Origin of the sequence: Actinoplanes ianthinogenes, assembly GCF_018324205.1 — a bacterium.
Lineage (GTDB): Bacteria > Actinomycetota > Actinomycetes > Mycobacteriales > Micromonosporaceae > Actinoplanes > Actinoplanes ianthinogenes.
In genome coordinates this window covers 4,619,324-4,642,587 of sequence record NZ_AP023356.1, presented here as the reverse complement: position 1 = coordinate 4,642,587, position 23,264 = coordinate 4,619,324, and the positions used below count along the sequence as shown (strand labels likewise).

Sequence of the window (23,264 nt, the reverse complement as noted above, 5' to 3'; positions counted from 1 at the left end):
GATGATCACGCGGCCTGGTCCCGGCGGCGTCCGCGAGGGACCGGGATGGCGGCGCGCCTGACGGGTTCGGCGGGCGCCGGAGCCGCGCGCCAGGGCAGCGCGCCGGTCAGCAGGATCAGCGCGAAGGCGAAGACGTCCCACCGGAACAGTACCGGCAGCGGAGCGACCAGCAGGGCGTACCCGGCGAGGGCCACGCCCTGCCGGTGACGGGAGAGGGTGTCGGCGAGCACCAGCAACGCCGGGAGCAGCCAGATCAGCTCGGCCGGCGTGCTCATCGGCCCGACCGCAGCCGCCGCCAGCCCGATCACCGTGAACGCGGCCACCTCGTCACCCGCGGCCAGCGCGGATCGGGCCCGGATCAGCCCGGCCGCCAGCAGCACCGCCCCGAGCGACAGCCAGACCAGCACCGGCGGCGCCGGGAGACCGTAGGCCCGGGCCAGCACCCCGGCCAGGGCCTGATTCCCGGCCGCGGTCAGCGGCTCGGTGCGGTTCAGCTCCCACAGCGTGTCGCCGAACCAGGTCAGCGTCTCCCGCGGGGCGAACAGCAGCCCGGCCAGCGTCACGGTCACCGCCGTGGTCAGCGCGGTCAGCGCGGCCCGGCGCTGCCGCAGCACGACGAGGCCGAGCAGGAAGAACAGCGGCGTCACCGCGAACGCGGCGGCCAGTCCGGTGCCGATCCCGGCCCAGGAGCCGTCCGCCCAGCCCTGCCGCAGCCGGTCCGGCAGCGGCCTCGGCCGGTCGGTGAGCCACCACCGCGCGCCACGGCCGCGGCCGGCCCGGAGCCGGCGCAGCGCCACCAGGTCCGCCACCACCAGACCGAAGAGCAGCAGCTCCGGGCGTCCCTCGCCGAGCGCGGCCCGGACCGGTTCGGTGAGCAGTGCGAGCGCGGCCACGCCGAGCACCAGCGGAGCGCGGCGGCGACCGTGCCGGCGGGCGATCGGACCGGCCAGCACCACCGTGGCCAGCAGCAGCGCCGCGACACCGGCGAGGGCGAGGAGCCAGCCTGCCGCTTTCAGCGGCAGCAGGGCGAGGGGCGCGAGGAGGATGGCGAGTGCGGGTGGCAGCGCGGCGCCGGCTCGATTCACCGGTTCCCGGTACGCGTAGAGCCCGGTCCCGCCCAGCCAGTCGCGTACCGCCGCATGGGTGACGGCGAGAGTGCTCAGGCCGTACCGGGAAAGGAAGAGCGCGACCAGCGCGAGGGTGACCAACCCGCCCACCGCGACCAGGGCGGACCTGGTTGGCGCGGCGCGCTGCGCGCGTTTCTGACTGACCGGCATGGCGCGACCCCTGTCTCGTCCTCGGGGCGCGGCACGGCCTGCCACCGGCGCGGGTCGCGTGGCAGGTGGGTAGCCGGGCGGAAGCGAGCGGTGCGGGCGCAGACCGTCGAGCGGCCCTTCGTTCGCTCTAACGCCAGGGCCGCTACAAGGTTGTTATCGGACTAATTAGGACATTACGCCCGCGCACACCGGGTGCGTCGGATTCACCCGGGAAGCTTGCGGGCGGCGGTGGCGGAGAGCGCCGCGATCTTCGCCTCGCGTTTCGCGGTCCGCGCGGCGCGCCGCACCGAACGCTGCGACCGGTCCACCGCGCGGCTGATCGAGCGCTGCCCCCGGTCGACGGCGTGCGACGTGCGATAGCGGAGCCCGGGCTCGCCCTCGGTGTCGACGGCGGCCAGCAGCAGGCCGCCGAGCAGACCGAGATTTTTCAGGAAGTGGATCTGCTGGTCGGCGCGACGCTCGCCCGGGACGGCCCAGAACGGATGCCCGGCATACGTCGTCGGGATCAGCCCGGCGGCCAGCACCGCGGCGGCCGGCCGGGTGAAGCGCCCGGTGGCCAGCGCCAGCCCGGCCGCCACGTCGCTCGCCGCCTTCACCCGGACCAGCGTCCTCGGGTCGGTGGGCAGGCGGGGGTCGGCTTTCTCCAGCAACGGGGCGAGCCGGTCGGTGACCCGGCGGGCGGCCTGGATGCGGGCCTCGCCGGGATTGATCAGCACGCGGACCCCGCTGATCACGAAGATCGAGGCGAGCATGGCTCGGGCGGCGGTGCGGACGGGCTTCATAGATCCCTTATACCCGTCCTGCGGAGATCACACCGGCTGCGTTCTGAGGTAGCGACCGAAGTGCGGGACGGTGAACGCCACCGTGCCCCGCTCGCCGGAGTAGATGAGTCCTTTTTTGATCAGAGCGTCCCGGGCCGGGGAGAGGCTGGCCGGCTTACGCCCCAGCGCCACCGCGATGTCCGAGGTCGGCACCGCGGCGTCCATGTCGTTGCCGGGGTCGTTGGAGAGCGCGGCCATCGCCCGCATGTACTCCCGCTCGGCCGGGGTGGCCCGCTCGAACCGGGAGCCGAAGAAGCCGACGGCCAGCTCGCTCTCCGCCTCCGGCGCGGCCACCCGCACGTCGTCGGCGGTGACCGGGGACTGCGGCGCGTGGTCCCAGGTCGCCTTCCCGTACGCCTGCACGAAGTACGGATACCCGCCCGACTTCTCGTAGAGCAGGTCGAGCGCCTCCTGCTCGTAGTCCACGCCCTCCCGCTCGGCCGGCACCGCCAGCGCCAGGTCGGCCGCGTCCCGGTCCAGCCGGTCGATCCGCTGGTAGCGGAACAGCCGCTCGGAGTACGACTTGGCGGCGGACAGCACCGCGGGCAGATGCGGCAGGCCGGCGCCGACCACGATCAGCGGCGCGCCGAGCTGGGACAGCTCGTGGCAGGCCGCGCAGAGCGCCGACACGTCGGTGGCGCTCAGGTCCTGCATCTCGTCGATGAACAGGGCGATCCCGGTGCCCACGTCGGTGGCCAGCGACGCCGCGTCGGTGAAGAGCTCGACCAGGTCGATCTCGATGTCGCCGGAGTCCGCCCGGCCGCGCGCCGGCGGCACGTCGATGCCGGGTGCCCACCGGTCCCGGATCTTGCCGTTGGCGTCGTTGGCCCGCAGCGCGAACGCCTTGAGCACGCCGAGCACCTCGTCCACCCGGTCCGGGTCGCGGTGGTGCGGGGCCAGCTCGCGGATCGCCATGTGCAGCGCGCCGGAAACCGGGCGGCGCAGCGACTGGTCGGGCCGGGCCTCGATCTTGCCGGTGCCCCAGAGCCGGCCGATCGCCGCCGAGCGCAGCGTGTTCAGCAGCACCGTCTTGCCCACCCCGCGCAGGCCGGTGAGCACCAGGCTGCGCTCCGGGCGGCCCCGGGCCACGCGCTCCAGGACGACGTCGAAGGCGTCCAGTTCACGACCGCGTCCGGCCAGCTCGGGCGGGCGCTGGCCGGCGCCGGGGGCATACGGGTTCCGCACCGGATCCATGACGTAGCACCGTATCGGGCCATCTAGGACGAACGCTAGAGTACGCTCGATATGTCGCTCTAACGCTGTCTAGCTCTTTCGCTAGAGTCCGCTAGAGCGACCTACTGACCCGGGTACTCGCGGAGACAGAGCACGAAGTCGACGTCGTCGTACTCGGTGTCGTAGTAGTACCACTTGGTGTAACCAGGCACCTTGCCGCACTTGGCGACCGCGTCCTTCTCCCCCTCGGTGCGCCCGTCGACCCTCTTCAACACCTCGTAGGTGTTGGTGGTGCAGGTGACGATGCGCAGCTCCGGCTCGGTGTTGGTGCCCTCGTTGCGGACACACTGGCCCTTGGCGGCGAACCGGGCGTCGGCGCTGGTCTGCGGGCGCGGCACGGTGACCGCGGCGGCCGTGGTGGCGCCGGCGGCCGGGGTGCCCCCGTCGTCCTTGCGGCCCAGCAGGTACCACACCGTGGTGGCCAGGCCGCCACCGAGCAGCACGCTGAGCACCGCGATCAGCGCGCCCATCGCGATGCCGCGCCGGCCGCCGCTCCGCTCCGGCGGCGCCGGCGGCCGGGGCTGCTGCCAGGACGGTTGCGGCGCGAACTGCTGGTGCGGAATCTGCGGGACGTCCCAGGCCGGGTCGTGCATGGCCCGGCTGTTCTCACCCCACGGGTCGGAGGGTTCCGCGTACGGCTCCTCGGGGCGTCCGCCGGACCAGGGCGGGCCGGAGTGCGGGCCGTTGTGCGACATGCCTGTCACGGTAGCGTGCGCGGCCTGCGGCGATGGTGCCGGAATCGCCCGCGAACAAGTCACATGGGAACGGTTGTCCACAACCCGACCTGCGTTCGCCCGGCCGGGTCGTTACCTTGCCGGGTTGTGGCGTTTCCGATGGTGATCCTCGCGGTGCCGGTGATCTTCCCGGCCGGCCGGTGCTTCGCCGGGGCCCTGTCCGCTCTGCTGGCGGCCGGGATGCTCGCGGCGCGGCTCGGAGCGGTCCCGCAGCTGCCGGTGCTGCTGTTCGCCGTGGAGCTCGGCGTCCTGCTGGCGGTGATCGACCTGCGTACGCTGCGGCTGCCCGATCCGCTCGTCGGCGCCCTCGCGGCGGGCGCCGGCCCGCCGCTCGCGCTGCTCGCCCCGGCACGGATCGGCCCGGCGCTGCTCGCGGCGGCCGTGGTCGGGGCCGGTTACCTGCTGGTCGCGCTGCTGCCGGGCCGCGGGCTCGGTCTCGGGGACGTGAAGCTCGCGGCGGTGCTGGCGCTGCTGGTGGGTCTCGCGGCCGGCTGGCCGGCGGTGCTCACCGGGGTGCTCGTGGCGCACCTGCTCGGCGCCGGGGTGGCCGTCGTCCTGCTGGCCACCCGGCGCCGCCGGGTCTTCCCGTTCGGCCCGGCGCTGCTGCTCGGCGCCCTGGCCGGGCTGCTCACAGGAGCCTGAGCTGCCGGTCCTTCGGCCGGGCCGGGGCCGCCTCGCCGAGTTTCTCGAACAGCCCGGAGTCGATCACGTCCAGGAACGGCGTCGGCTGCTGGTCCCGCTCGCTGCCGTGCCGGGACCGCTTCGCCGCGTAGCTCACGTAGAGCCGGTCCTGCGCCCGGGTCAGGCCGACGAAGAACAGTCGCCGCTCCTCGGCGATCTCCTCCTCCGTCGGCGTCGCACCGGGCCAGCGCAGCGGCAGCAGCCCGTCCTCGCAGCCGACCAGGAAGACCACCGGGAACTCCAGGCCCTTGGCGGCATGCAGGGTGAGCAGGTTGACCGCCTCGGCGCGCGGGTCCAGCGCGTCCACCTCGGCGCCGGTCTCCAGCTGCTGGAGGAACAGCGGCAGGTCGTCGCCGACCCGCTGGGCGAGCGGAGTGAGCAGGTCGGCCGCCGACCAGATGTCCTCCGGAGTGATCTGGCCGCCGTCCAGCGTCGGCGCGGCGTAGCGCTGGGCCAGCACCTGGGCGGCGAGCCGGACCCGGGCGGCCAGCGAGCCGCCGAGCCCGCCGGCGTGCCGCAGCTCGCGGGCGATCACCTCGACCCCGGCCCGGTCCCGCAGCCGGTTGTGCGAGCGTTTCTGCACCGGGACACCGGCCCGCAGCAGCGCGTCCAGGATCGGGCCGGACTGCGAGTCGGTGCGGTACAGCACCGCGATGTCGGAGAACGACAGCGACCCGGTGACGGTCGCGCGCGAGTCCACCCGGCCCGAGTCCAGCGACCGGTGGGACAGGCCGCCGACCAGCTCGTCGATGGTGCGGACCACGAAGTCGGCCTCGTCCGTGACGCTGCGCGCCGGGTACCGCCCGACCAGCGGGGCCTCCGGATCCAGCCGCGCCGGGTCCAGCCGGCGGCCGCGAACCAGCGACGACGGGGCGATGGCCTGCACCGCGGCGGCCAGGATCGGCGCCGACGACCGGTAGTTGCGGGTCAGCCGGACCAGGCGGGCGTCCACGAAGTCCTGGTTGAAGCGGAGGAAGTAGCGCACGTCGGCGCCCCGGAACGAGTAGATCGCCTGGTCCGGGTCCCCGATCGCGCACAGGTTCCCGTCCGCCGGGCTGAGCAACCGGAGCAGCTCGTATTGCAGCTCGTCGACGTCCTGGTACTCGTCCACGAAGATCCACTGCCAGCGCCTGCGGTATTTCTCGACCAGCGCCGGGTCCTCGCGCAGGAGCTCGACCGGCACGCTGATCAGGTCGTCCAGGTCGACCAGGTCCTGCTGCCGCAGCAGTTTCCGGTACGCCGTGTCGTCCTCGCCGGCCTGCTCCCGGGCCGCTTTCTGCTCCGGCTCCTCGGCGATCCGCCAGCCGGCGCCGAGCCCGGCCGCCTTGGCGTTCTCCTTCAGCACGGTCAGGCCCAGCGAGTGGAACGTGCCCACGGTGATGTCCTCGGCCACGTCGCCGAGCAGGCTCTCCAGACGCTCGCGCAGCTCGGCAGCGGCCCGCCGGGTGAACGTGATCGCCAGGCAGCGCTCCGGGAAGACCCCCAGCTCGGCGCAGAGGTACGCGATCCGGTGGGTCAGCGTCCGGGTCTTGCCGGTGCCCGGACCGGCCACGATCAGCAGCGGCCCGCCCGGCGCGGACGCGGCCACCCGCTGCATCGCGTCGAGCCGGTCCAGCAGCCCGGTGCCGACCTCCTCCATGCCGGCCAGCATCGGCTCGAACGGCTCGTGCGGGCTGGGCGGCGGGGCGAGCGGCGGCGGGGCCGGCTTCTCCTTCGCCGGTTTGGCCTTCCTGGGCGCGGGCGGCGCCTCGGCCTTCGCCTTCGGCTTCTCCACCGGAAGCATGTCGAACAGCGTCTCCACCTGCGGCGCGCTGGTGCGGTTACGCAGCTCGCCCGGCTCGAAGAGGGTGATCACGCCGTACTCACCGTCGTATCCAGGGACCCGCCGCACGTCGCCGCGCCGCAACCGGGTGATCGCCTCGCGCAGCTCGTCGCCGCCGGCCTTGCCGATCTCCTCGACCGGCACCCTGCGCAGGATGTCCAGCTCCGCGCCGAGCGTGGCGACCAGGTGGTTGAGCTGCGACTCGACGGTTTTCGACTTGGGGCCGACGCCGTGGATCTCGCCGAGGATCTCGTGCAACTGGATCAGGTGCTCGACGTGCGTGTCCTTGGTGAAGCCGGCCGGCCGGTCGGCCAGGTCCTCGACCCGGCTGAGCACGCCGACGGTCAGCGGGCGGCCGCACTCCGGGCACCGGCCGCCGGCCTCCCGGGTGCGCTCCGGCTCCCAGTTGACGTTGCAGGCGCGGTGGCCGTCGGCGTGGTACTTCCCCTCCTCCGGGAAGAACTCCAGCGTGCCGGCCAGGCCGATCCCGTCCCTGACCGCGAAGTAGTCCGGGACGCCGGTGAACAGGGTGGCCTCGCGGGCCAGGGCGGCCGGCGAGTGCGCGTCCGAGTTCGAGACCAGGCGGTAGCGGTCCAGGCTGGAGACCCGCCAGTTCATCGCCGGGTCGGAGGAGAGACCGGTCTCCACCGCGGTGATGTGGTCGGCCAGGTCGGCATAGCAGTCGGCGATCGCGTCGAAGCCGGACTTGGAGCCGAGCGCGGAGAACCACGGGGTCCAGATGTGTGCCGGGACCAGGTAACCACCGGCCTCCAGGGTGATCTCCAGCAGGTCGCGGGAGTCCAGGCCCAGGATGGGGCGGCCGTCGGCGGTCAGGTTGCCGATCCGGCCCAGCGCGGTGTTGATCCGTGCGGCCGACGCGAAGTCGGGTGCGTAGAGCAGGTGGTGCACCTTGCGGGTGCGGTCGTCCCGCTTGTAGATCGTGGAGATCTCCACGCTCAGCATGAAACGGGCCGGCGAGGTGCCCTTGAGCGAGCCGGGCAGCCGCTTGGTGATCGGCTTCTCGTCGTTCAGCCGATACAGGCCGGGCTCGGCCGCCTCGAGGCTCTCCTTGAGGTGCTCGAACCAGGCCGGATGGGTGAAGTCACCGGTGCCCAGCAGGGCGATGCCCTTGCGCCGTGCCCACCAGGCCAGGTTGGGCAGGGTCAGGTCGCGACTGCAGGCCCGCGAATAGCGCGAGTGAATGTGCAGGTCCGCGACGTATGTGTCCGGGCTGACCTCCACGTCTCGCATCCTGTCACGGCCGTCGGTTCCGGCATGAATCGCCACGCTCAAACACACTTACCGATCTTGATGAGTTACGCCACGCGGAGTTCGACCACCGTGACCTGCGGCGGCGCGCCCACGCGGACCGGTGGGCCCCAGAAGCCCGCGCCGTTGGTCACGTAAACCGGCACGCCGTCCACCCGTCCGAAGCCGGAGACTACCGGTTGCTGGAGTTTCACGAGCAAGTTGAAGGGCGCCATCTGGCCGCCGTGGGTGTGCCCGGAGACCTGGAGGTCGACGCCGTAGGGCGCGGCGTCCTTGGCGGCCAGCGGCTGGTGCGCCATCAGCACCACCGGCCGGCTCCGGTCCCGGTCGCCGAGCGCCCTGCCGAAGTCGGCCGGGTCACCGAACTGATCCCCACCCAGGTCGTTCACCCCGGCTAGGTCCAGCCCGTCGATCTCCACCCGCGCGTTGCGCAGCGGGCGCATGCCCAGCTCGGTGACCTCGTCGATCCACGGCTCGAAGCCGGAGTAGTACTCGTGGTTGCCGGTCACGAAGTAGGCGCCCCTCCGGGACTCGATGCCACGCAGCGGCTCGGCGAGCCGCCCCAGTTCCGCGACAGTGCCGTCGACAAGGTCACCGACGACGCACACCACGTCCGCGTCCACCGAATTGATCACTCGGGTGATGCGCTGCGCGTGACCGATTCCGGTCAGTGGCCCGAGGTGGATGTCGGAGACGACGGCCAGCCGGGTCCCGTCCATCGATCGGGGGAGCTTGGCGATCGGGATCCGCACCCGATCGATCCGCGGCGCACTGGTCGCGGTCCGGATGCCGTAGCCGGTGACACTCGCCGCGGTCAGTCCGGCAAAGATCGCCGCGCCTCGCGCCAGCACCAGCCGCCGATCGACGCCGCCAGGCGTGTCCGTCGCGGCGCCCGTGGCACCGGTCGCATCGGTGGCCGCCGCCGAGTCGCGGGTCGGGGAGTCGCGGGTCGGGGAGTCGCCGGTCGCACCCGGCGTCTCCCCGCTGGTCCCGGCCGGAACGGCCCCGGCGGGCTGCAACGCGAGATCCGCCGCGTCCCCGGTCGGTGTCACCTCCGCGCCATCTCCGGCACGCCCTCGACGCAGCCGGGTCAGCCGCACCAGCAACCGCGGAACCTCCAGCACGAGCAGCGTGATCAGCAGGTAGAACATCAGGGCGATCCACAGGTAGCCCGGCCAGGCCAGCCACCTCACATGCCCGGCACGCACCCCGATCAGCGTCGCCGGCACCAGCAGCGTGAGCCCGGCCGCGATCACCGTGCCGACCCGCCGTGCCCACCCCGGCCGCGTCGTGTCGAGCACCAGGCGCTTGAAGAGGTAGTAGTGGATCAGAACGATGACCAGCAGGATCACCGCGAAGAACGCTGCCACCCGGACTCCTCCCCCAGCGCGGCCTCCCCGCCGCACGCCAAGTCTCCCTGATCGGCCGGTGCCCGGGCGGGCACCCCCGCCGCCCGATCAGTCACGTCCCTGCCAGGTCGTCACGCAGATCTCGTTGCCCTCGACGTCGGCCAGAATCCAGAACGCGGGGGCGCGCCGCTCGGACACCAGCCGGCCCCCGGCCGCCACCGCGGCCGCGATCCGATCCGGCGCCTCGTCGTGCGGCACACAGAGATCGAAGTGCACCCGGTTGCGCTGGGGGCGCGGCTCGGTCATCCGCTGGAACCAGACCGCCGGCCCCTGCCCGGCCGGGTCGACGATCGGATCGGTCGGTCCGTCGGCCGAGGGCTCGTGCGTGTAACCCAGCACCGCTTTCCAAAACGGGCGGATCGCGGCGATGTCTCGCGCGTCGATGGCGATCTCCAGCATCTGCACCGCTCGGTGCTCCGCCCGCGACGCGGTCCGGTGACCGATCTCGGCCAGCGCGGCGGAGATCCGGTGGGCCAGCTCGACGTCACGGCTCGTCAGCGACGCGAGCCCGAGCGTCTCGAGGGTGAGGATCACCCGATCCGACCGCAGATCGACCCGCAGGTGTCCGTCGGCGTGCTCCCCCGCGGCTTGCGTCGCGGCGGCCGCCACCTCGACTGCGGTGGCCAGCGAGGGAACCGGAACGGCGCTTTGCAGCCGGCCCAGCAGGAACCGCCACCCCACGTCCAGAACCGCCGCGGAAGCCTCCGCCCGACTCACCACCCGCACCACGCCGGTCTCCCTCGCTGACTCGCCGACAACTCCCCCCGGAGCGCCCCGAATCCTGCCGGAGGGGTACGACAAAACCGCGAAGTGCGAGGTCAGCCCCCGGCGAAGGGCGGCAGGACGTCGACCGTGGCGCCGACCGGCAGCGCCGCCTGCCGGTCGTGACAGGTCAGCCCATCCACCAGGAAGCTCGCCGACTTCATCACCAGCCCGAGCCGCTCCCCGTGCCGGGCGGTGACGATCTGGGCCAGCTCCTCCAGCGACCCGGCCGCGATCTGCTCGCTGCTCACCCCACCGGCCGCGGCACGCGCCCCGGCGAAATAACGAACCGTCAGCACGACGCTCAGCCTCCGATGGCGGACATGGGCCGGGCCGGCTGCAAGAAGGCCGGATCGTCGATGCCGTGCCCGGCCCGCTTGCCGGCCATGGCCACCCGCCACGCCTCCGCGATCTCGGCGTCGGGCGCGCCGTCACGCACCAGCTTCCGCAGGTCGCTCTCCTCGGTCGCGAACAGGCAGTTCCGCACCTGGCCGTCGGCCGTCAGCCGGGTCCGGTCGCAGTCACCGCAGAACGGCCGGGTCACGCTCCCGATCACACCGACCCGGGCCGGCTCCCCGGCCGCGTCCACGTGCCCTGGTACCAGCCAGGTCTCGGCCGGAGCCGTTCCACGTGAAACCACGTCAGGACGCAGATCGAAGGGTTTCAGCGCGGCGAGGATCTCGTCGGCGGTGATCATGGTGTGCCGGTCCCACTGGTGCTGGGCGTCCAGCGGCATCTGCTCGATGAACCGCAACTGGTAGCCGTGCTCCAGCGCGAACCGCAGCAGGGCCGGCGCCTCGTCGTCGTTCACGTCGCGCATCAGCACAGTGTTGATTTTCACGGGCGTCAGCCCGGCCTCGGCCGCCGCGCGCAGGCCCCGCAGCACGTCGGCGTGCCGGTCGCGGCGGGTCAGCGTCAGGAACCGCTGCGGATCGAGCGTGTCCAGCGAGACATTCACCCGATCGAGCCCGGCGTCGCGCAGCGGGACGGCCAGCCGGTCGAGGCCGATGCCGTTGGTGGTCACCGACATCCGCGGCCGCGGCGCGAGCCGGGCCACCTCGGTGACGATGCCGACCAGGCCGCGGCGGATCAGCGGCTCGCCACCGGTGAACCGGACCTCGGTCACGCCGAGCCGCTCGACGGCGATCCGGATCAGCCGGACCACCTCGGCGTCGGTGAGCTGCTCGGGCTGCGGCATCCAGGCCAGGCCCTCGGCGGGCATGCAGTAGGTGCACCGCAGGTTGCACCGATCGGTGAGGGAGACCCGCAGGTCGGTCGCGACACGGCCGAAGCGATCGGCAAGCGCGATCACGGCCGCCACCCGGCCCACACGACTGATCCCCTGATCTCGCTCACGAAATCGAATCTAGCCGCTCCGGCGCTGAGTTGCCGCTAGGCGTTTCGTCCTATGAGCGCGGGCCGATGGTCCGGCTGCGATCTCCTGCCCCCTACCGCTCATGCCCCACTGTCCCGTGTCCGGGTACGGCTCCCAGGGCCAGCCGAGTTTGTCGGGCTGGCGTTCATGGCCCTTTCGCGCGCCCGGATAGGGCCTCCAGGGCCAGCTGCGTTTGTCGGGCTGGTGCTCATGGCCCTTTCCTGTGCCCGGATAGGGCCTCCAGGGCCAGCTGCGTTCGTTGGGCTGGTGCTCATGGCCCTTTCCGGTGGCCGGATAGGGCCTGCAGGGCCAGCTGCGTTTGTCGGGCTGGTGCTCATGGCCCTTTCCCGTGCCCGGATAGGGCCTGCAGGGCCAGCTGCGTTCGTTGGGCTGGTGCTCATGGCCCTTTCCGGTGCCCGGATACGGTCAGCGGGATCGGTCGCGATGGCACGGGGCCAGGCAGGTGGCGTTGCCCGGGGCTCGAGGGGCTTTGGGCGTACCGAAAAGGCCGGTGAGTGGGCAGGCGTGCCGCAAGCGGGCTGTGACCGGATCCGGCCGGTCATCCAGTCGGGACGGGCGGCCGGGGCCGGGACGGTCAGTCCGCGTCGCCTGACGCGCAAAACCCGTAACCGGCCACCGGGCAGAGCCGTGACCAGGCGAGATCCCAGTGCCGCCACAGGTTTTGCTGCCAGGCAGCTCGATCTACCTCAGAATGCCACGACCTATCCGCGGAGCACCGCCTCAGCGGCCTCCCGGACCGCCCCGCGATACCCCGCTCCAAAAGCCGCCGTATGCACGAGCAACAGGTGCAGCCGATGCAACGGCACCCGCCCCCGCCACCCGTCCCCGAGCGCCCACTCCTCCTGATAAGCCGCGAGGATCACGTCCAACCAGGACACCCCACCGAACAACCCGAGCGTCGCCAGATCCGTCTCCCGATGCCCGCCATGAGCCGCCGGATCAACGAGCCACCCCCGCCCGTCCGCACCCCACAACACGTTCCCCGGCCACAGGTCACCATGGATCCGGGCCGGCGGCTCCTCCCCGCCGTACCCGTCAATGCCCTTGATGACCTCCTCGACCACCGCGGCGTCGCCGCCGGACAGCGCACCGCGATCGACCGAGATCCGCAGGTAGGGAAGCAGCCGCCGCTCCGCGAACCAGGCGCCCCACGGCCCCGGAGACGGCGTGTTGTCCAGCGGCAACGGCCCGATCCACCCCGTCCACGGCGCGCCGAACGCCTCCGCCCCACGGCGATGCAGCGCGGCCAGGCCGCGCCCAAATTCTTCGGCGGCCTGCCGGCCACCATCACCCGGTTCGACCCATTCCATCGCGATCATCTCGGGCAGGGCGACAAGAATTTCCGGTACGGCAACCGCCCCCGCCTCGCGCAACCAGCGCAACCCCGCCGCCTCCGCCGCGAACAGCCCCGCCGGAGCATCCCCGTCCGGCCACGTCTTCGCGAACAGCGACGTCCCGTCGTCCAGGGTCAGCCGGGACGCCGAGCTCACCCCACGATGTACCGGTGTCTCCCGGATCCGCTGGTGAGTCAGGAATGTCGGGAGATGCTCCGGGTGCGCGCGCAAATACGCCATGTCCACCCGGTTATCTTGCTCTTCTGGTGACGGACATCCCATTTCAGAGGCAAAATGTCGGCATGGCCCCTGTCGCAGTCCGTTCGTACCGCCCGAGTGACCACTCCGCGGGCCGGCGGCTGTGGTCCGAGCTCACCCGGCAGCAGCACGAGATGTACGGGGAGGCCGACGACGACGGTGGCGCCGGCTTCGAGGAGTATTTGACCAGGCTCGATCTGAGCGGCCTGTGGGTCGCCGACCACGCCGACGACGGCGTGATCGGGATGGTCGGCCTGATCATGCGGAACCGGGCCGGCGAGGTCGAGCCGGTCGTCGTCACGGTCACCCACCGGCACAAGGGCGTGGGCCGCCGGCTGCTCCAGCACGTCGCCGCCGAGGCGAAAAAGCGGAACATGACCTCGCTGACCATCTCCCCGTCCTCGCGGAACGTGGAGGCGATCCGCAGCCTGCACGCGGCCGGCTACGACGTGGTCTCCTCGATCGAGCTGACCATGGATCTGGACCGGCACACCCACGCCTGGCAGCAGGAGGGCCTGGAGTTGCAGGGCCTGCCCTTCCGCAACTGACCCGGCCTGTGGACGGCCTGTCCACAGCGGCCGGACGAGGCACGCGGCGGGCCGGGCGGCCGGGCCAAGCTGCCCGGCATGACATCCGACTGCAGCCTCGTCATCCGTACGCCCGCCGAGCTCATCGCCATGGTGCCGTTCGTGATGGGCTACCACCCCAGCGACAGCCTCGCCGTCGTCGCCGTGCGCGGCAACCGGCTGGAGTTCGCCCTCTGCCACGGCCTGCCGCCGCCGCTCTCGGCCGGCGCCGAGGCCTGGGAGCCGGCCGACACGGTCGCCGACACGGTCGTCCGGCAGCGGGTGCGCACCGTGGTCGTCATCGGATACGGGCCGCTGAGACGGGTCACCCCCGCGGTGCTGCGCTGCGCCGAGGCGCTGCGCCGGCGCGACGTGATGGTGCTGGACGCTTACCGGGTCGCCGACGGCCGATGGTGGTCGTTCCTCTGCGGCGACCGCACCTGCTGCCCACCGGAGGGCCGGCCCTGCCTGCCCGCGGACAGCGTGATCGCCGCCGAGGCCACCTTCCGCGGGCAGGTCGCGCTGCCCAGCCGGAGTGAGCTGACCGCGCAGGTGGCCGCGGCCGGCGGGGCCTTGCGCACCGAGATGGTCCGGGCCACCGAGCGGGCCCGGCGCCGGTTCACCGGCCTGCTGGCTCGTGGCCGGCACGTGGCGGACTACGAGCGGCTGGTCCGGCAGCACGGGCGGGACGCGGTCCGGGCCGCCGAGCGGTGCTACCGGTCCGGCGGCAGCCTGAGCCCGGACGAGACCGCCTGGCTGGGCGCGCTGCTGGTGGACCGGTCGGTGGAGGACTTCGCACTGGACCGGGTCGCGCCGCAGGAGTGGCGGATCCGGCTCTGGACCGACGTGCTGCGCCGGGTCGAGCCGGCCTACGTGGCGCCCGCGGCCTGTCTGCTCGGCTACACCGCGTGGCGGGCCGGGCGTGGCTCCCTGGCCCGGGTCGCGGTGGACCGGGCGCTGGCCGCCGATCCGCGGCACCACCTGGCCGAGCTGCTGCACAACGTGCTGGGTTTCGGGCTGGCCCCGCACATGGTGCTGCCGACCGCACCGCGGCGGAGGCGCGGATGAGCGGGCCGGCCGGGCGACACCCGGCCGGCCCACCGGGCTCAGGGCCGCTCGGTCTCCTGCCGCACGGTCGCGGCGCCCAGATCGTCGGCCGCCTTCGCGAGCGGCGTCGCGCCCGGCGTCGGGTTGTCGGCGATCTTGGTGAGACCCGGCACCCGGTCCTCGATCACGAAGCTGGCCCGGGTGTGCGCGGCCGCACCCGGCCTGCTGACGTAGGGCAGCACCACGAAGTCCGCGGTCAGCGAGTCCGGCGTGATCCGGGTCCGGACGTATCCTCGCTGGTTGTTGTAAAACTTCAGGTGCGGGTTCCAGGCCGCCCACAGGTGCGTCCCGCTCGGCACGTCGGCGCCGTCCCCGGTCGACGTGATCGACGAGCAGACCAGCTCGGTGCCGACCGTCCGCGAGGTCGGATCGTCGTAATCGAGTTTCAGCTCGTCGGCCCAGTGCGCGTGCACGTCCCCGGTGAGCACGACGGGGTTGCGCACGCGCGCGTCCACCCAGCCCTGGGTGATCCGCTGCCGGGACGCCTGGTATCCGTCCCAGGAGTCCATGCTGAGCACCTTCTGCGGCCCGGCGTTGTTGTCCCGCTGGCCGAAAAAGACCTGCTGCCCGAGGATGTCCCAGCGCGCCGCCGACCGGTGGAACCCGTCGAGCAGCCAGGCCTCCTGCTCGGCCCCGGTGATCGAGCGGGCCGGGTCGATCGCGGCCGGGCAGTCCTTGTACCCGTCCCCGCAGCCCTGGTCGTCCCGGAACTGCCGGGTGTCGAGCATGTGGAAGGTGGCCAGCCGCCCCCACCGGAGCCGCCGGTACAGCTGCATGTCGATGCCGCGCGGGATCGAGGTCCGGCGCAGCGGCATGTTCTCGTAGTACGCCTGGAACGCGGCTGCCCGGCGCGCCAGGAAGTTCGGGTCGGGCTGCTCGGGCACCTCGTCGGCCCAGTTGTTCTCCACCTCGTGGTCGTCGAAGACCACCGCCCACGGCGCCACCGCGTGCGCGGCCTGGAGGTCCGGGTCGGTCTTGTACTGCGCGTGCCGCTGCCGGTAATTGGCCAGCGTCACGGTCTCCGGCCCCTGGTGGTCGCGCGGGTTACCGGTCGGCGCCACATAGACGCCGGCCTGGTACTCGTACTGGTAGTCGCCCAGGTGCAGGATCAACTCCGGCTCGTCCTCGGCCAGCCGGCGGTACGCGGTGAAGTACCCGTGCTCGTACTGCGAGCACGAGACGAACGACATGGCCAGCGAACCGCCCGTGGCCCACCGCGGCGGCGTGGTCCGGGTCCGCCCGACCGGGGACGTGTGCTTCTCGGCGTGGAAGCGGTAGAAGTACTCCCGCCCCGGCAGCAGCCCGTTCAGTTCCACGTGCACGGCGTGCGCCGACTCCGGCCGGGCGGCCACCGAGCCCCGGCGGACGACGCGGCGGAACCGCTCGTCGGCGGCGAGTTCCCAGTCGACCCGGATCGTCCGGTCCGGCATGCCGCCGAGACCGTCGTCGGCGAGCGGGGTGGTCGCCAGCCGGGTCCAGAGCACGAAGCCGTCCGGCTCCGGGTCACCGGAGGCGACACCGAGGGTGAAGGGGTCCGCCCGCAGCGGTCCCCGGTACGGCGCGGCGCTCGCCGCGAGCGGCCACAGGGTGGTGGTGCCGGCGGCGCCGGCCGCTGAGCTCAGCAGCAGGGTACGTCGTGAGATCGGCATGCCCGCAGCCTCGCGGACATGGATGAAAATAAATCGACACGGAACGTTGACGGTTCTCGAACGTCCCGTGGTCAGATCGTGACGCGATCCACCCCGGCGTACACGTTCATGGTCTCCCCGCGCAGGAAGCCGACCAGCGTCATCCCGGCCTCCTCGGCCAGCTCGACCGCGAGGGTGCTCGGCGCGGACACCGCGGCGAGCATCGGCAACCCGGCCATCCAGGCCTTCTGGGTGAGCTCGAAACTGGCTCGACCGGAGACCATCAGCACGTGCCCGGCCAGCGGCAACCGGCCCTCCCGCACCGCCCAGCCGAGCACTTTGTCCACCGCGTTGTGCCGGCCCACGTCCTCGCGCAGCACCAGCAGCTCGCCGCCGGCGGTGAACAGCCCGGCCGCGTGCAGCCCGCCGGTCCGGTCGAAGGTCCGCTGCGCCGCCCGCAGCCGGTCGGGCAGCTCGGCCAGGGCGCCGGCCGCGATCCGCAGCGGGTCGCCGGAGACGTCGAACCGGGACCGGGTCCGCACCGCGTCGATGCTGGCCTTCCCGCACACCCCGCACGAGCTGGTGGTGTAGAAGTTCCGGCTCGGGTCGGTGACCGGCGGCGGCACGTGCTCGCCGAGCACGACGTCCACCACGTTGTACGTGTTCGGGGTGTCCGTCCCGGCGCAGAGCTGCGCGGTGACCACGTCCTCGGCGCCGCCGATCACGCCCTCGGCGAGCAGGAACCCGATCACCAGGTCGATGTCGTGACCCGGGGTGCGCATGGTGACGGCCAGCGCCTGCTTGCGCAGCCGGATCTCCAGCGGCTCCTCGGCGGCGAGCTCGTCCGGCCGCCGCCGGCTCACGGCCGGGGACGCTCCGAGATCGATGCGGACCACCGGCCGCCGGGTAGTGCTCCTCGCCATGGCCCGGAGCTTACGACCCCCTACTGTCTGAGCGCGTGGTCACGCTCACCGGCGGCTCGGGATACGGTACTCACGTGGGGGGATTTGCGGCGGTGGTCCTGGCCGGTGGTGCGGCGCGGCGGATGGGCGGTGCGGACAAGCCGACGCTGGCCGTCGCCGGCCAGTCGATGCTGACCCGGGTGCTGGCCGCGGTGCACGACGCCGATCCGCGCGTGGTGGTCGGCAAGGTGCCCGCCGACCTGCCCGTTCCGGTGCATGTGACCCGGGAGGAGCCGCCCGGCGGTGGTCCGGTCGCGGCGGCCGCGGCGGGGCTGGCGCTGGTGCCCGAGCAGATCGCGTACACCGCCCTGCTCGCCGCCGACCTGCCGTTCCTCACCGGCGAGGCGATCGACGTGCTGCGCCTGACCATGGAGTCGGCGCCGATGGAGGGCGCGGTCTACCGGGACACCGACGGACGGTTGCAGATCCTCTGCGGGGTGTGGCGCACCGCTGCCCTGCGCGCGGCGATCGACCGGCTCGCCGCCCAGCGCGGCGGCCTGCACGGCGCGCCGGTGCGGGAGCTGATCGAGCAGCTCCGGGTCGCCGAGGTGTCCTGGCGCCGGCCCGGCCCGCCGCCCTGGTTCGACTGCGACACCGACGACGACCTGCGGACCGCGGAGGAGTGGGCGAGATGAGCGAGCTGGACGACTGGGTCGAGGCCGCCGCGGCCGAGCTCGGTGTGCAGCCGGAGGAGCTGGCGGTCCCGGTGGTGCTGGACGTCACCCGGGACGTCGCGCACAACGTGCTCCGGCCGGCGGCGCCGCTCACGTCGTACCTCATGGGGCTGGCCGTGGGACGCGGAGCGGACCCGGCCGAGGCCGCCGCGAAGATCAGCGCTCTGGCCCTCTCCTGGTCCAGGGATTCCTGACCGCGGGAGGGGCGTTCACAGCACAGCCGCGCTCGATAGGGTGACGGGAACGGAGGTGCGATCATGACGGCAGAAGCCGCGGCGGGCGATTCGTCCGAGGGTGTGTTGCTCGACGAACCGACCACGGCCGACCTACGGGCCAAGGTCACCGAGGCCTGGCGCGAGTTCGCCGGCGCCCTGGCCGGCGTGCTGGCCGCCCTGCCGTCCGGCGCCCAGGTCGACCTGACCCTGGATCCGACCGCGTCCGGCACCGGCTCCGCGGTCTACTCGGTCAGCATCCGCGTGCTGGACGCCGGAGTGGTCGAGGCGCTCGCGGTGGGCAACGCCGGTCTGCCGCCCGAGTTCCGGATGGACCGGGCCACCGTCGCCGACATGGTGGCGCTCGGCTGGTCGCCGCCGGGCGTGCTGGCCGGTTCCGGTGACTCCTTCGGCCTGCGCTCCGAGCAGGCCAAGGCGACCCCGCTGGCCGCCACGATCTCCCGCACCCTGCGCGACGTCTACGGCGCCCCGCACCCGGCCTTCCTGGTCTACCTGGCGCACGACGCCGAGGACGAGCCGCTCGAGGTGGGCCCGCTGGCCACCGCCCGGCAGGAGCCGGGGCTGGACGGGATCGGCCTGGGCGGTCTCGACGACGAGCGGGCGCTGGCCGAGGCGATGGGCTCCTCGGCGGCCGACGACCTGGTGCCGCTCGAGGAGCGGGTGCGCACGGTGGTCGCCACCATGTCGAAGACGACGATCGACCAGCTCCAGGTCGACGCGGACGGGGACATCGGCATCCGGGCCGGCTCCGCGATGGTGTTCGTCCGGGTCCGGGACAACCCGCCGCTGGTCGACGTCTTCTCGCCGATCCTGACCGAGGTCGAGCCGACCGAGCAGCTCTACGTGAAGCTGTCCGAGCTGACGAACAGGATGCCGATCGGCCGGCTGTACTGCGCGCAGGACACGGTGTGGGCCTCCATCCCGGTCTTCGGCCGCAATTTCCAGCCGACCCACCTGATGCTGGCGGTGCAGGTGATGACCGGACTCGCCGACGAGCTGGACGACCGGCTGCACGGCGAGTTCGGCGGCAAGCGCTTCTTCGGCGAGGGCGACAAGCCCGCCTCCCCGAAAAACGAGGGCGAGCACCGCACCGGGATGTATCTCTAGAACGGCACCCCGGTCGGCGTCTCCACCAGCCGGGACAGCACGATCATGCTGCGCGTCGAGGTCACGAACGGCTCGGCGCGCAGCCGCTCCAGTGCCTGCTCCAAATGACCGATATCGGCCGCTCGCAGGTGCACCAGCGCGTCCGCCTGCCCCGAGACGGTGTATGCCCCGACCACCTCGGGGTGCCGCCGGGTGGCCACCGTGATCTGCGCCGGTGTGGTCCGCCCGGTGCAGAACAGCTCGACGAAGGCCTCGGTCGTCCACCCCACCGCGGCCGGATCCACCACCGCGGTGAACCCCTTGATCACTCCGGCCGCCCGCAGGCGGTCCACCCGGCGTTTCACGGCCGGAGCCGAGAGCGAGACCTTGGCCCCGATCTCCGCATACGAAGCGCGGGCGTCCGCCACGAGCAACGCAATGATTCGCTGGTCGACGGCGTCCATCTGCAACGATTCGCCTCCGAGGAGCAAGGTTTAGAGCTGTTTGACGCATCGCAGCCTACCTACGCTAAATCCTCATGAGCCACCTGGAGCGATTGCCGCGAAAGCGTACATATCTGATGTGCCCCCCGAAGCACTTCACGGTCGAGTACGCGATCAACCCGTGGATGGACACCACCGTCGCGGTGGACGCCGGCCGGGCGCTGACGCAGTGGGAGTCGCTCCGCAGCACCCTGGTCAATCTCGGTCACGAGGTGCACGTGCTGGACGCCCGCCCGGGCCTGCCCGACATGGTCTACTCGGCGAACGGCGCGTTCTCCGTGGACGGCGCGGTCTACGGCGCCCGTTTCCTGTACCCGCAGCGCGCCGACGAGGCCGTCGCCCACCGGTCGTTCTACGAGAGCGCCGGCAACTGGACGTTCTTCGCTCCCGAGCACGTCAACGAGGGTGAGGGCGACTTCGCGTACCTGCCCGCGGCGTACGGCGGCATCGTGCTGGCCGGTTACGGCTTCCGCACCGACCCGGCCGCGCACGCCGAGGCGCAGGAGGTGCTGGGCCGCCCGGTGATCTCGCTGCGGCTGGTCGACCCGGCGTTCTACCACCTGGACACCGCGCTCGCCGCGCTCGACGACCGGCACGTCACCTACTACCCGGGCGCCTTCTCCGAGGCCTCCCAGCGGGTGCTCGCCCAGCTCTTCCCGGACGCCGTGCTGGCCGACCGGGCGGACGCCGAGGCGTTCGGCCTCAACCTGGTCAGCGACGGCCGCCATGTGATCCTCAACACCGACGCGATCGGCATGGGCCGCAAGGTCCGCGACGCCGGCTACCAGCCCGTGCACGTCGACCTCTCCGAGCTCAAGCGCGGCGGCGGCAGCGTCAAATGCGCCGTAGCCGAACTACGAACGAGCTGACGCCCACCGCGCCACGGATGGGCTGACCTCACCAGCACGCATTGCGCCCGTCGATGTCGAGGGCACCGAAAACGACTAGCGAAGCGTGGTCGTTTTCGGCGCCCTCGACATCGACCCCAAGGGGCGCAATGCCTGCGAGCCGGAGGCGACGCCGGTCAGCACAGCCGCCGGTTAACACAGTGCGAAGATAGGAGCCATGACCGACGACTCCCGCACCACTGAGCACAAGGAAGACGGCTCCGTCATCGTCATGGGTCCGGATGGCCGCCCGATGGGCACCATCGAGGAGGACGGCACGATGAGCCCGGAGGAGCCGGGCAACCTCATCGAGCAGCCGGCAAAGGTCATGCGCATCGGCAGCATGATCAAGCAGCTGCTGGAGGAGGTGCGGGCCGCTCCGCTCGACGAGGCCAGCCGGGGCCGGCTGCGGGAGATCCACCAGCGCTCGATCAAGGAGCTGGAGGACGGGCTGGCCCCCGAGCTGCGCGAGGAGCTGGAGCGCCTGTCCCTGCCGTTCGAGGGTGAGACGCCGCCCAGCGAGGCCGAGCTGCGGATCGCCCAGGCCCAGCTGGTCGGCTGGCTGGAGGGTCTCTTCCACGGCATCCAGGCCGCGCTGGTCGCCCAGCAGATGGCCGCCCGCCTCCAGTTGGAGCAGATGCGCGGCGGCGGCCCCCGCCCGGCGCTCCCGATGGGCACCGGCATCCCCGGCAAGCCGGACCGCCCCACCGGCCAGTACCTCTAGATCAAAACCAGTTTTGGGTACGCCGTGAGCACCGTCCCGTCCGTGACCGCCCGCGAGGCGGTCCCGGCGCCGGACCGCGGTGCCCCCTGAGGTCCCCTCTCGACCCTCCCGGACCCGGCCTCGCGCCGCGGTCCGGGGTGGCGGGCGGCCTCGCGGCGTACCGGAAATCGGGTTTAAAGGTTGAAGGCTTTCCGCAGGTAAACCGCGACCCCGTCGTCCTCGTTGCTGGCCGTGGTCGCGTCCGCGACCGCGCGGACCGCCTCGTGCGCGTTGCCCATCGCGACCGCGTGCCCGGCCCAGGTCAGCATCGGGATGTCGTTGGGCATGTCGCCGAAAGCGATCACCTCGGACGCGGCGATCCCGTCCCGCTCGCAGAGCCAGGCCAGCCCGGCCGCCTTGGTCACCCCGGCCGCGGAGATCTCGACCAGCGCCGACGACGACGAGCGGGTCGCCTCGGCCACCCCGCCGAGCGCCTTGCTGACCAGCTCCAGGAAGTCGTCCGGATCCGCGGTCGCCGAGCGGACCAGCAGTTTCACCGCCGGGACCGAGGTCAGCTCCGCCGGCGAGGAGATCACCTGGACCCGGTGGTCGACCCACAGGCGCGGCCAGCTCGCCTCGTGCCGGAACGCGCGGCCGTCGTCGATCTCGACCGCGAGCGAGATGTCCGGCACCGCGTCGCGCAGCCGGGCGACCACGTCGATCAGCAGCTCGCTGGAGAGTGGCTCGGTGCGCAGCACCTCGTCGGTGTGCGGGTCGTAGATCACCGCGCCGTTCAGGCAGACCGCCGGCAGCGGGGCCGGCAGCTGGTCGTAAAGCTGCTCCAGCCAGCGCAGCGGGCGACCGGTGACCAGGACGACGGGAACCGGCACCGCGGCGAGCGTGTCGATGGTCCGCCGGCTCAGGAGCCGCTCGCTGTTGATCAGAGTGCCGTCGATATCTGTTGCTACGAGCCGGAATCGTCGATTGTGCTCGGGTTTTCCGCCGTGCGGGAGCTCTGCCATCACCTCGACAATAGCCGGTCCAGAAAGACCGCCACGCCGTCCTGATCATTGGTCAGCGTCACCTCGTCGGCGGCCGCCTTCAGCTCCGGATGCGCGTTCGCCACCGCCACCCGGCCCCACCCGGCCCAGCCGAACATCGGCAGGTCGTTGGGCATGTCGCCGAAGACCAGCACGTCCTCCGGGTCGACACCGACCGCGTCGGCGACCACCGCGAGCCCGGTCCCCTTGTCCACCTGGGCCGGGCAGATCTCCACGTAGTTGAGCCCGGCCTGGGTGACCGTGGCCATGTCGGCCGGGACCACCCGGCGCGCGTAGTCCAGCAGCTCGTCCACGTCGTGCTGGAACGATCGCGCGAACGCCTTGATCACGTCCCCGCTCAGGCACTCGGTTCGGGTGCGCGCCTCCACCGTCACCGGGTAACGCCAGGTGGGGTCGTAGTCACCCCAGAGCGGCGAGTCGTCGTGCTCCAGCGCCTCGAACATCACCGAGAGCGGGCCGGCCACCGACTCCAGCCGGGCGAGCACGTCGGCCAGGGCCCAGCCGGGCAGCCGGGCCTGCCGCAGGTAACGCGCCTCGGCCTGGTCCAGCACCCAACCGCCCTGGGCGAGCACCAGATAGTCGGCGACCCGGATGTCGTTGCGCGTCAAGGAGGTGAGCCGGGGGCCGCGGCCGGTGGCGGCGACGATCCGGATGCCGGCTGCCCGGACCCGCTCCAGGACCTCATGCGTGTACTCGGACACGGTGTCGTCACTGCGCACCAGCGTGCCGTCGAGATCCGTGGCGATCAGCTTGGGAAGCCCGGGCTTGAGCATGGGTACCTCCGAGGGTTCACAAACCCCCGCGGAGGGCGGAAGGAGAACGGTACACCCGATCGGCTACCAGCGACCATGACAACTG

Annotated in this window: 23 protein-coding genes; 8 read left to right on the top strand and 15 right to left on the bottom strand. The window is 72.2% G+C overall.

Translation table 11 applies throughout. The annotated features are described in order from the left end of the window. Positions 1 to 5 precede the first annotated feature (5 nt). From Aiant_RS20910 to Aiant_RS20895, 4 genes are all read right to left on the bottom strand, one after another. Positions 6 to 1,277, bottom strand: coding sequence for a glycosyltransferase 87 family protein (locus tag Aiant_RS20910; RefSeq protein ID WP_189332051.1), 1,272 nt, complete (start codon positions 1,275 to 1,277; stop codon positions 6 to 8). Between the two features lie 203 nt (positions 1,278 to 1,480). Next, positions 1,481 to 2,059 carry a DoxX family protein gene (locus Aiant_RS20905; protein ID WP_189332052.1) on the bottom strand — a complete coding sequence of 193 codons (579 nt, stop codon included), beginning with the start codon at positions 2,057 to 2,059 and terminating at the stop codon, positions 1,481 to 1,483. A 27-nt stretch (positions 2,060 to 2,086) separates the two neighbouring features. Next, complete coding sequence (locus tag Aiant_RS20900; RefSeq protein WP_189332053.1) at positions 2,087 to 3,292, bottom strand: ATP-binding protein; 1,206 nt, start codon at positions 3,290 to 3,292, stop codon at positions 2,087 to 2,089. 101 nt (positions 3,293 to 3,393) lie between these two features. Then, a complete protein-coding gene (locus Aiant_RS20895) occupies positions 3,394 to 4,026 on the bottom strand; it encodes an LppU/SCO3897 family protein (protein WP_189332054.1) in 633 nt (210 codons plus the stop codon). A 126-nt stretch (positions 4,027 to 4,152) separates the two neighbouring features. Between Aiant_RS20895 and Aiant_RS20890 the strand changes: the two genes are divergently transcribed. After that, a complete protein-coding gene (locus Aiant_RS20890; RefSeq protein ID WP_229830356.1) occupies positions 4,153 to 4,707 on the top strand; it encodes a prepilin peptidase in 555 nt (184 codons plus the stop codon). Here the strand turns inward: Aiant_RS20890 and Aiant_RS20885 are convergent. From Aiant_RS20885 to Aiant_RS20860, 6 genes are all read right to left on the bottom strand, one after another. After that, on the bottom strand, positions 4,694 to 7,819 hold the full coding sequence (locus tag Aiant_RS20885) for a UvrD-helicase domain-containing protein (RefSeq protein ID WP_189332055.1): 3,126 nt from the start codon (positions 7,817 to 7,819) through the stop codon (positions 4,694 to 4,696). The genes Aiant_RS20890 and Aiant_RS20885 overlap by 14 nt on opposite strands. A 65-nt stretch (positions 7,820 to 7,884) precedes the next feature. Continuing rightward, a complete protein-coding gene (locus Aiant_RS20880; RefSeq protein ID WP_189332056.1) occupies positions 7,885 to 9,207 on the bottom strand; it encodes a metallophosphoesterase in 1,323 nt (440 codons plus the stop codon). An 87-nt stretch (positions 9,208 to 9,294) separates the two neighbouring features. Beyond that, complete coding sequence (locus Aiant_RS20875) at positions 9,295 to 9,963, bottom strand: VOC family protein (protein ID WP_306415827.1); 669 nt, start codon at positions 9,961 to 9,963, stop codon at positions 9,295 to 9,297. A gap of 101 nt (positions 9,964 to 10,064) precedes the next feature. After that, positions 10,065 to 10,316: a ubiquitin family protein gene (locus tag Aiant_RS20870; RefSeq protein ID WP_189332335.1), complete on the bottom strand. Its 252-nt coding sequence runs from the start codon at positions 10,314 to 10,316 to the stop codon at positions 10,065 to 10,067. Further along, entirely contained in the window at positions 10,313 to 11,320 is a 1,008-nt protein-coding gene (moaA, locus tag Aiant_RS20865) for a GTP 3',8-cyclase MoaA (protein ID WP_425322681.1), read from the bottom strand. Before moaA ends, Aiant_RS20870 begins: the two co-directional genes overlap by 4 nt. Before the next feature lie 785 nt (positions 11,321 to 12,105). Beyond that, positions 12,106 to 12,984, bottom strand: coding sequence for a fructosamine kinase family protein (locus tag Aiant_RS20860; RefSeq protein WP_189332059.1), 879 nt, complete (start codon positions 12,982 to 12,984; stop codon positions 12,106 to 12,108). 56 nt (positions 12,985 to 13,040) lie between these two features. Between Aiant_RS20860 and Aiant_RS20855 the strand changes: the two genes are divergently transcribed. Both Aiant_RS20855 and Aiant_RS20850 read left to right on the top strand, forming a co-directional pair. After that, complete coding sequence (locus tag Aiant_RS20855) at positions 13,041 to 13,544, top strand: GNAT family N-acetyltransferase (RefSeq protein ID WP_189332060.1); 504 nt, start codon at positions 13,041 to 13,043, stop codon at positions 13,542 to 13,544. A gap of 78 nt (positions 13,545 to 13,622) precedes the next feature. Next, complete coding sequence (locus Aiant_RS20850; protein ID WP_189332061.1) at positions 13,623 to 14,630, top strand: DUF4192 domain-containing protein; 1,008 nt, start codon at positions 13,623 to 13,625, stop codon at positions 14,628 to 14,630. Positions 14,631 to 14,668: 38 nt separating this feature from the next. Here Aiant_RS20850 and Aiant_RS20845 read toward each other — a convergent pair whose 3' ends face one another. Both Aiant_RS20845 and fdhD read right to left on the bottom strand, forming a co-directional pair. Next, positions 14,669 to 16,318: an alkaline phosphatase D family protein gene (locus Aiant_RS20845; RefSeq protein WP_189332062.1), complete on the bottom strand. Its 1,650-nt coding sequence runs from the start codon at positions 16,316 to 16,318 to the stop codon at positions 14,669 to 14,671. 71 nt (positions 16,319 to 16,389) lie between these two features. After that, positions 16,390 to 17,220, bottom strand: coding sequence for a formate dehydrogenase accessory sulfurtransferase FdhD (fdhD, locus tag Aiant_RS20840; protein WP_189332063.1), 831 nt, complete (start codon positions 17,218 to 17,220; stop codon positions 16,390 to 16,392). Positions 17,221 to 17,312: 92 nt separating this feature from the next. On the opposite strand from fdhD, the gene mobA reads away from it, so the two are divergent. From mobA to Aiant_RS20825, 3 genes are all read left to right on the top strand, one after another. After that, the gene (mobA, locus tag Aiant_RS20835) at positions 17,313 to 17,894 is read left to right on the top strand and encodes a molybdenum cofactor guanylyltransferase (protein WP_189332336.1); all 582 of its coding nucleotides are present in this window, start codon (positions 17,313 to 17,315) and stop codon (positions 17,892 to 17,894) included. Next, positions 17,891 to 18,127 carry a DUF6457 domain-containing protein gene (locus Aiant_RS20830; protein WP_189332064.1) on the top strand — a complete coding sequence of 79 codons (237 nt, stop codon included), beginning with the start codon at positions 17,891 to 17,893 and terminating at the stop codon, positions 18,125 to 18,127. The genes mobA and Aiant_RS20830 overlap by 4 nt, the downstream gene beginning before the upstream one ends. Before the next feature lie 63 nt (positions 18,128 to 18,190). Continuing rightward, entirely contained in the window at positions 18,191 to 19,273 is a 1,083-nt protein-coding gene (locus Aiant_RS20825) for a T3SS (YopN, CesT) and YbjN peptide-binding chaperone 1 (protein ID WP_189332065.1), read from the top strand. On the opposite strand, the gene Aiant_RS20820 is transcribed toward Aiant_RS20825, so the two are convergent. Next, positions 19,270 to 19,722, bottom strand: a complete 453-nt coding sequence (locus Aiant_RS20820; protein ID WP_185038386.1) for an Lrp/AsnC family transcriptional regulator — start codon at positions 19,720 to 19,722, stop codon at positions 19,270 to 19,272. The two genes, Aiant_RS20825 and Aiant_RS20820, sit on opposite strands and share 4 nt — an antisense overlap. A gap of 68 nt (positions 19,723 to 19,790) precedes the next feature. Here Aiant_RS20820 and ddaH point away from each other — a divergent pair, with 68 nt between their 5' ends. Next, positions 19,791 to 20,624 (top strand): dimethylargininase, encoded by an 834-nt coding sequence (gene ddaH, locus Aiant_RS20815; protein ID WP_425322680.1) that lies wholly within the window; start codon positions 19,791 to 19,793, stop codon positions 20,622 to 20,624. A 196-nt stretch (positions 20,625 to 20,820) separates the two neighbouring features. Beyond that, a complete protein-coding gene (locus tag Aiant_RS20810) occupies positions 20,821 to 21,366 on the top strand; it encodes a bacterial proteasome activator family protein (RefSeq protein WP_189332066.1) in 546 nt (181 codons plus the stop codon). Between the two features lie 173 nt (positions 21,367 to 21,539). Here Aiant_RS20810 and Aiant_RS20805 read toward each other — a convergent pair whose 3' ends face one another. Together Aiant_RS20805 and Aiant_RS20800 are read right to left on the bottom strand one after the other, a co-directional pair. Further along, positions 21,540 to 22,367, bottom strand: coding sequence for an HAD family hydrolase (locus tag Aiant_RS20805; protein ID WP_189332067.1), 828 nt, complete (start codon positions 22,365 to 22,367; stop codon positions 21,540 to 21,542). Then, positions 22,367 to 23,179 (bottom strand): HAD family hydrolase, encoded by an 813-nt coding sequence (locus Aiant_RS20800; RefSeq protein WP_189332068.1) that lies wholly within the window; start codon positions 23,177 to 23,179, stop codon positions 22,367 to 22,369. Before Aiant_RS20800 ends, Aiant_RS20805 begins: the two co-directional genes overlap by 1 nt. Positions 23,180 to 23,264 lie beyond the last annotated feature (85 nt).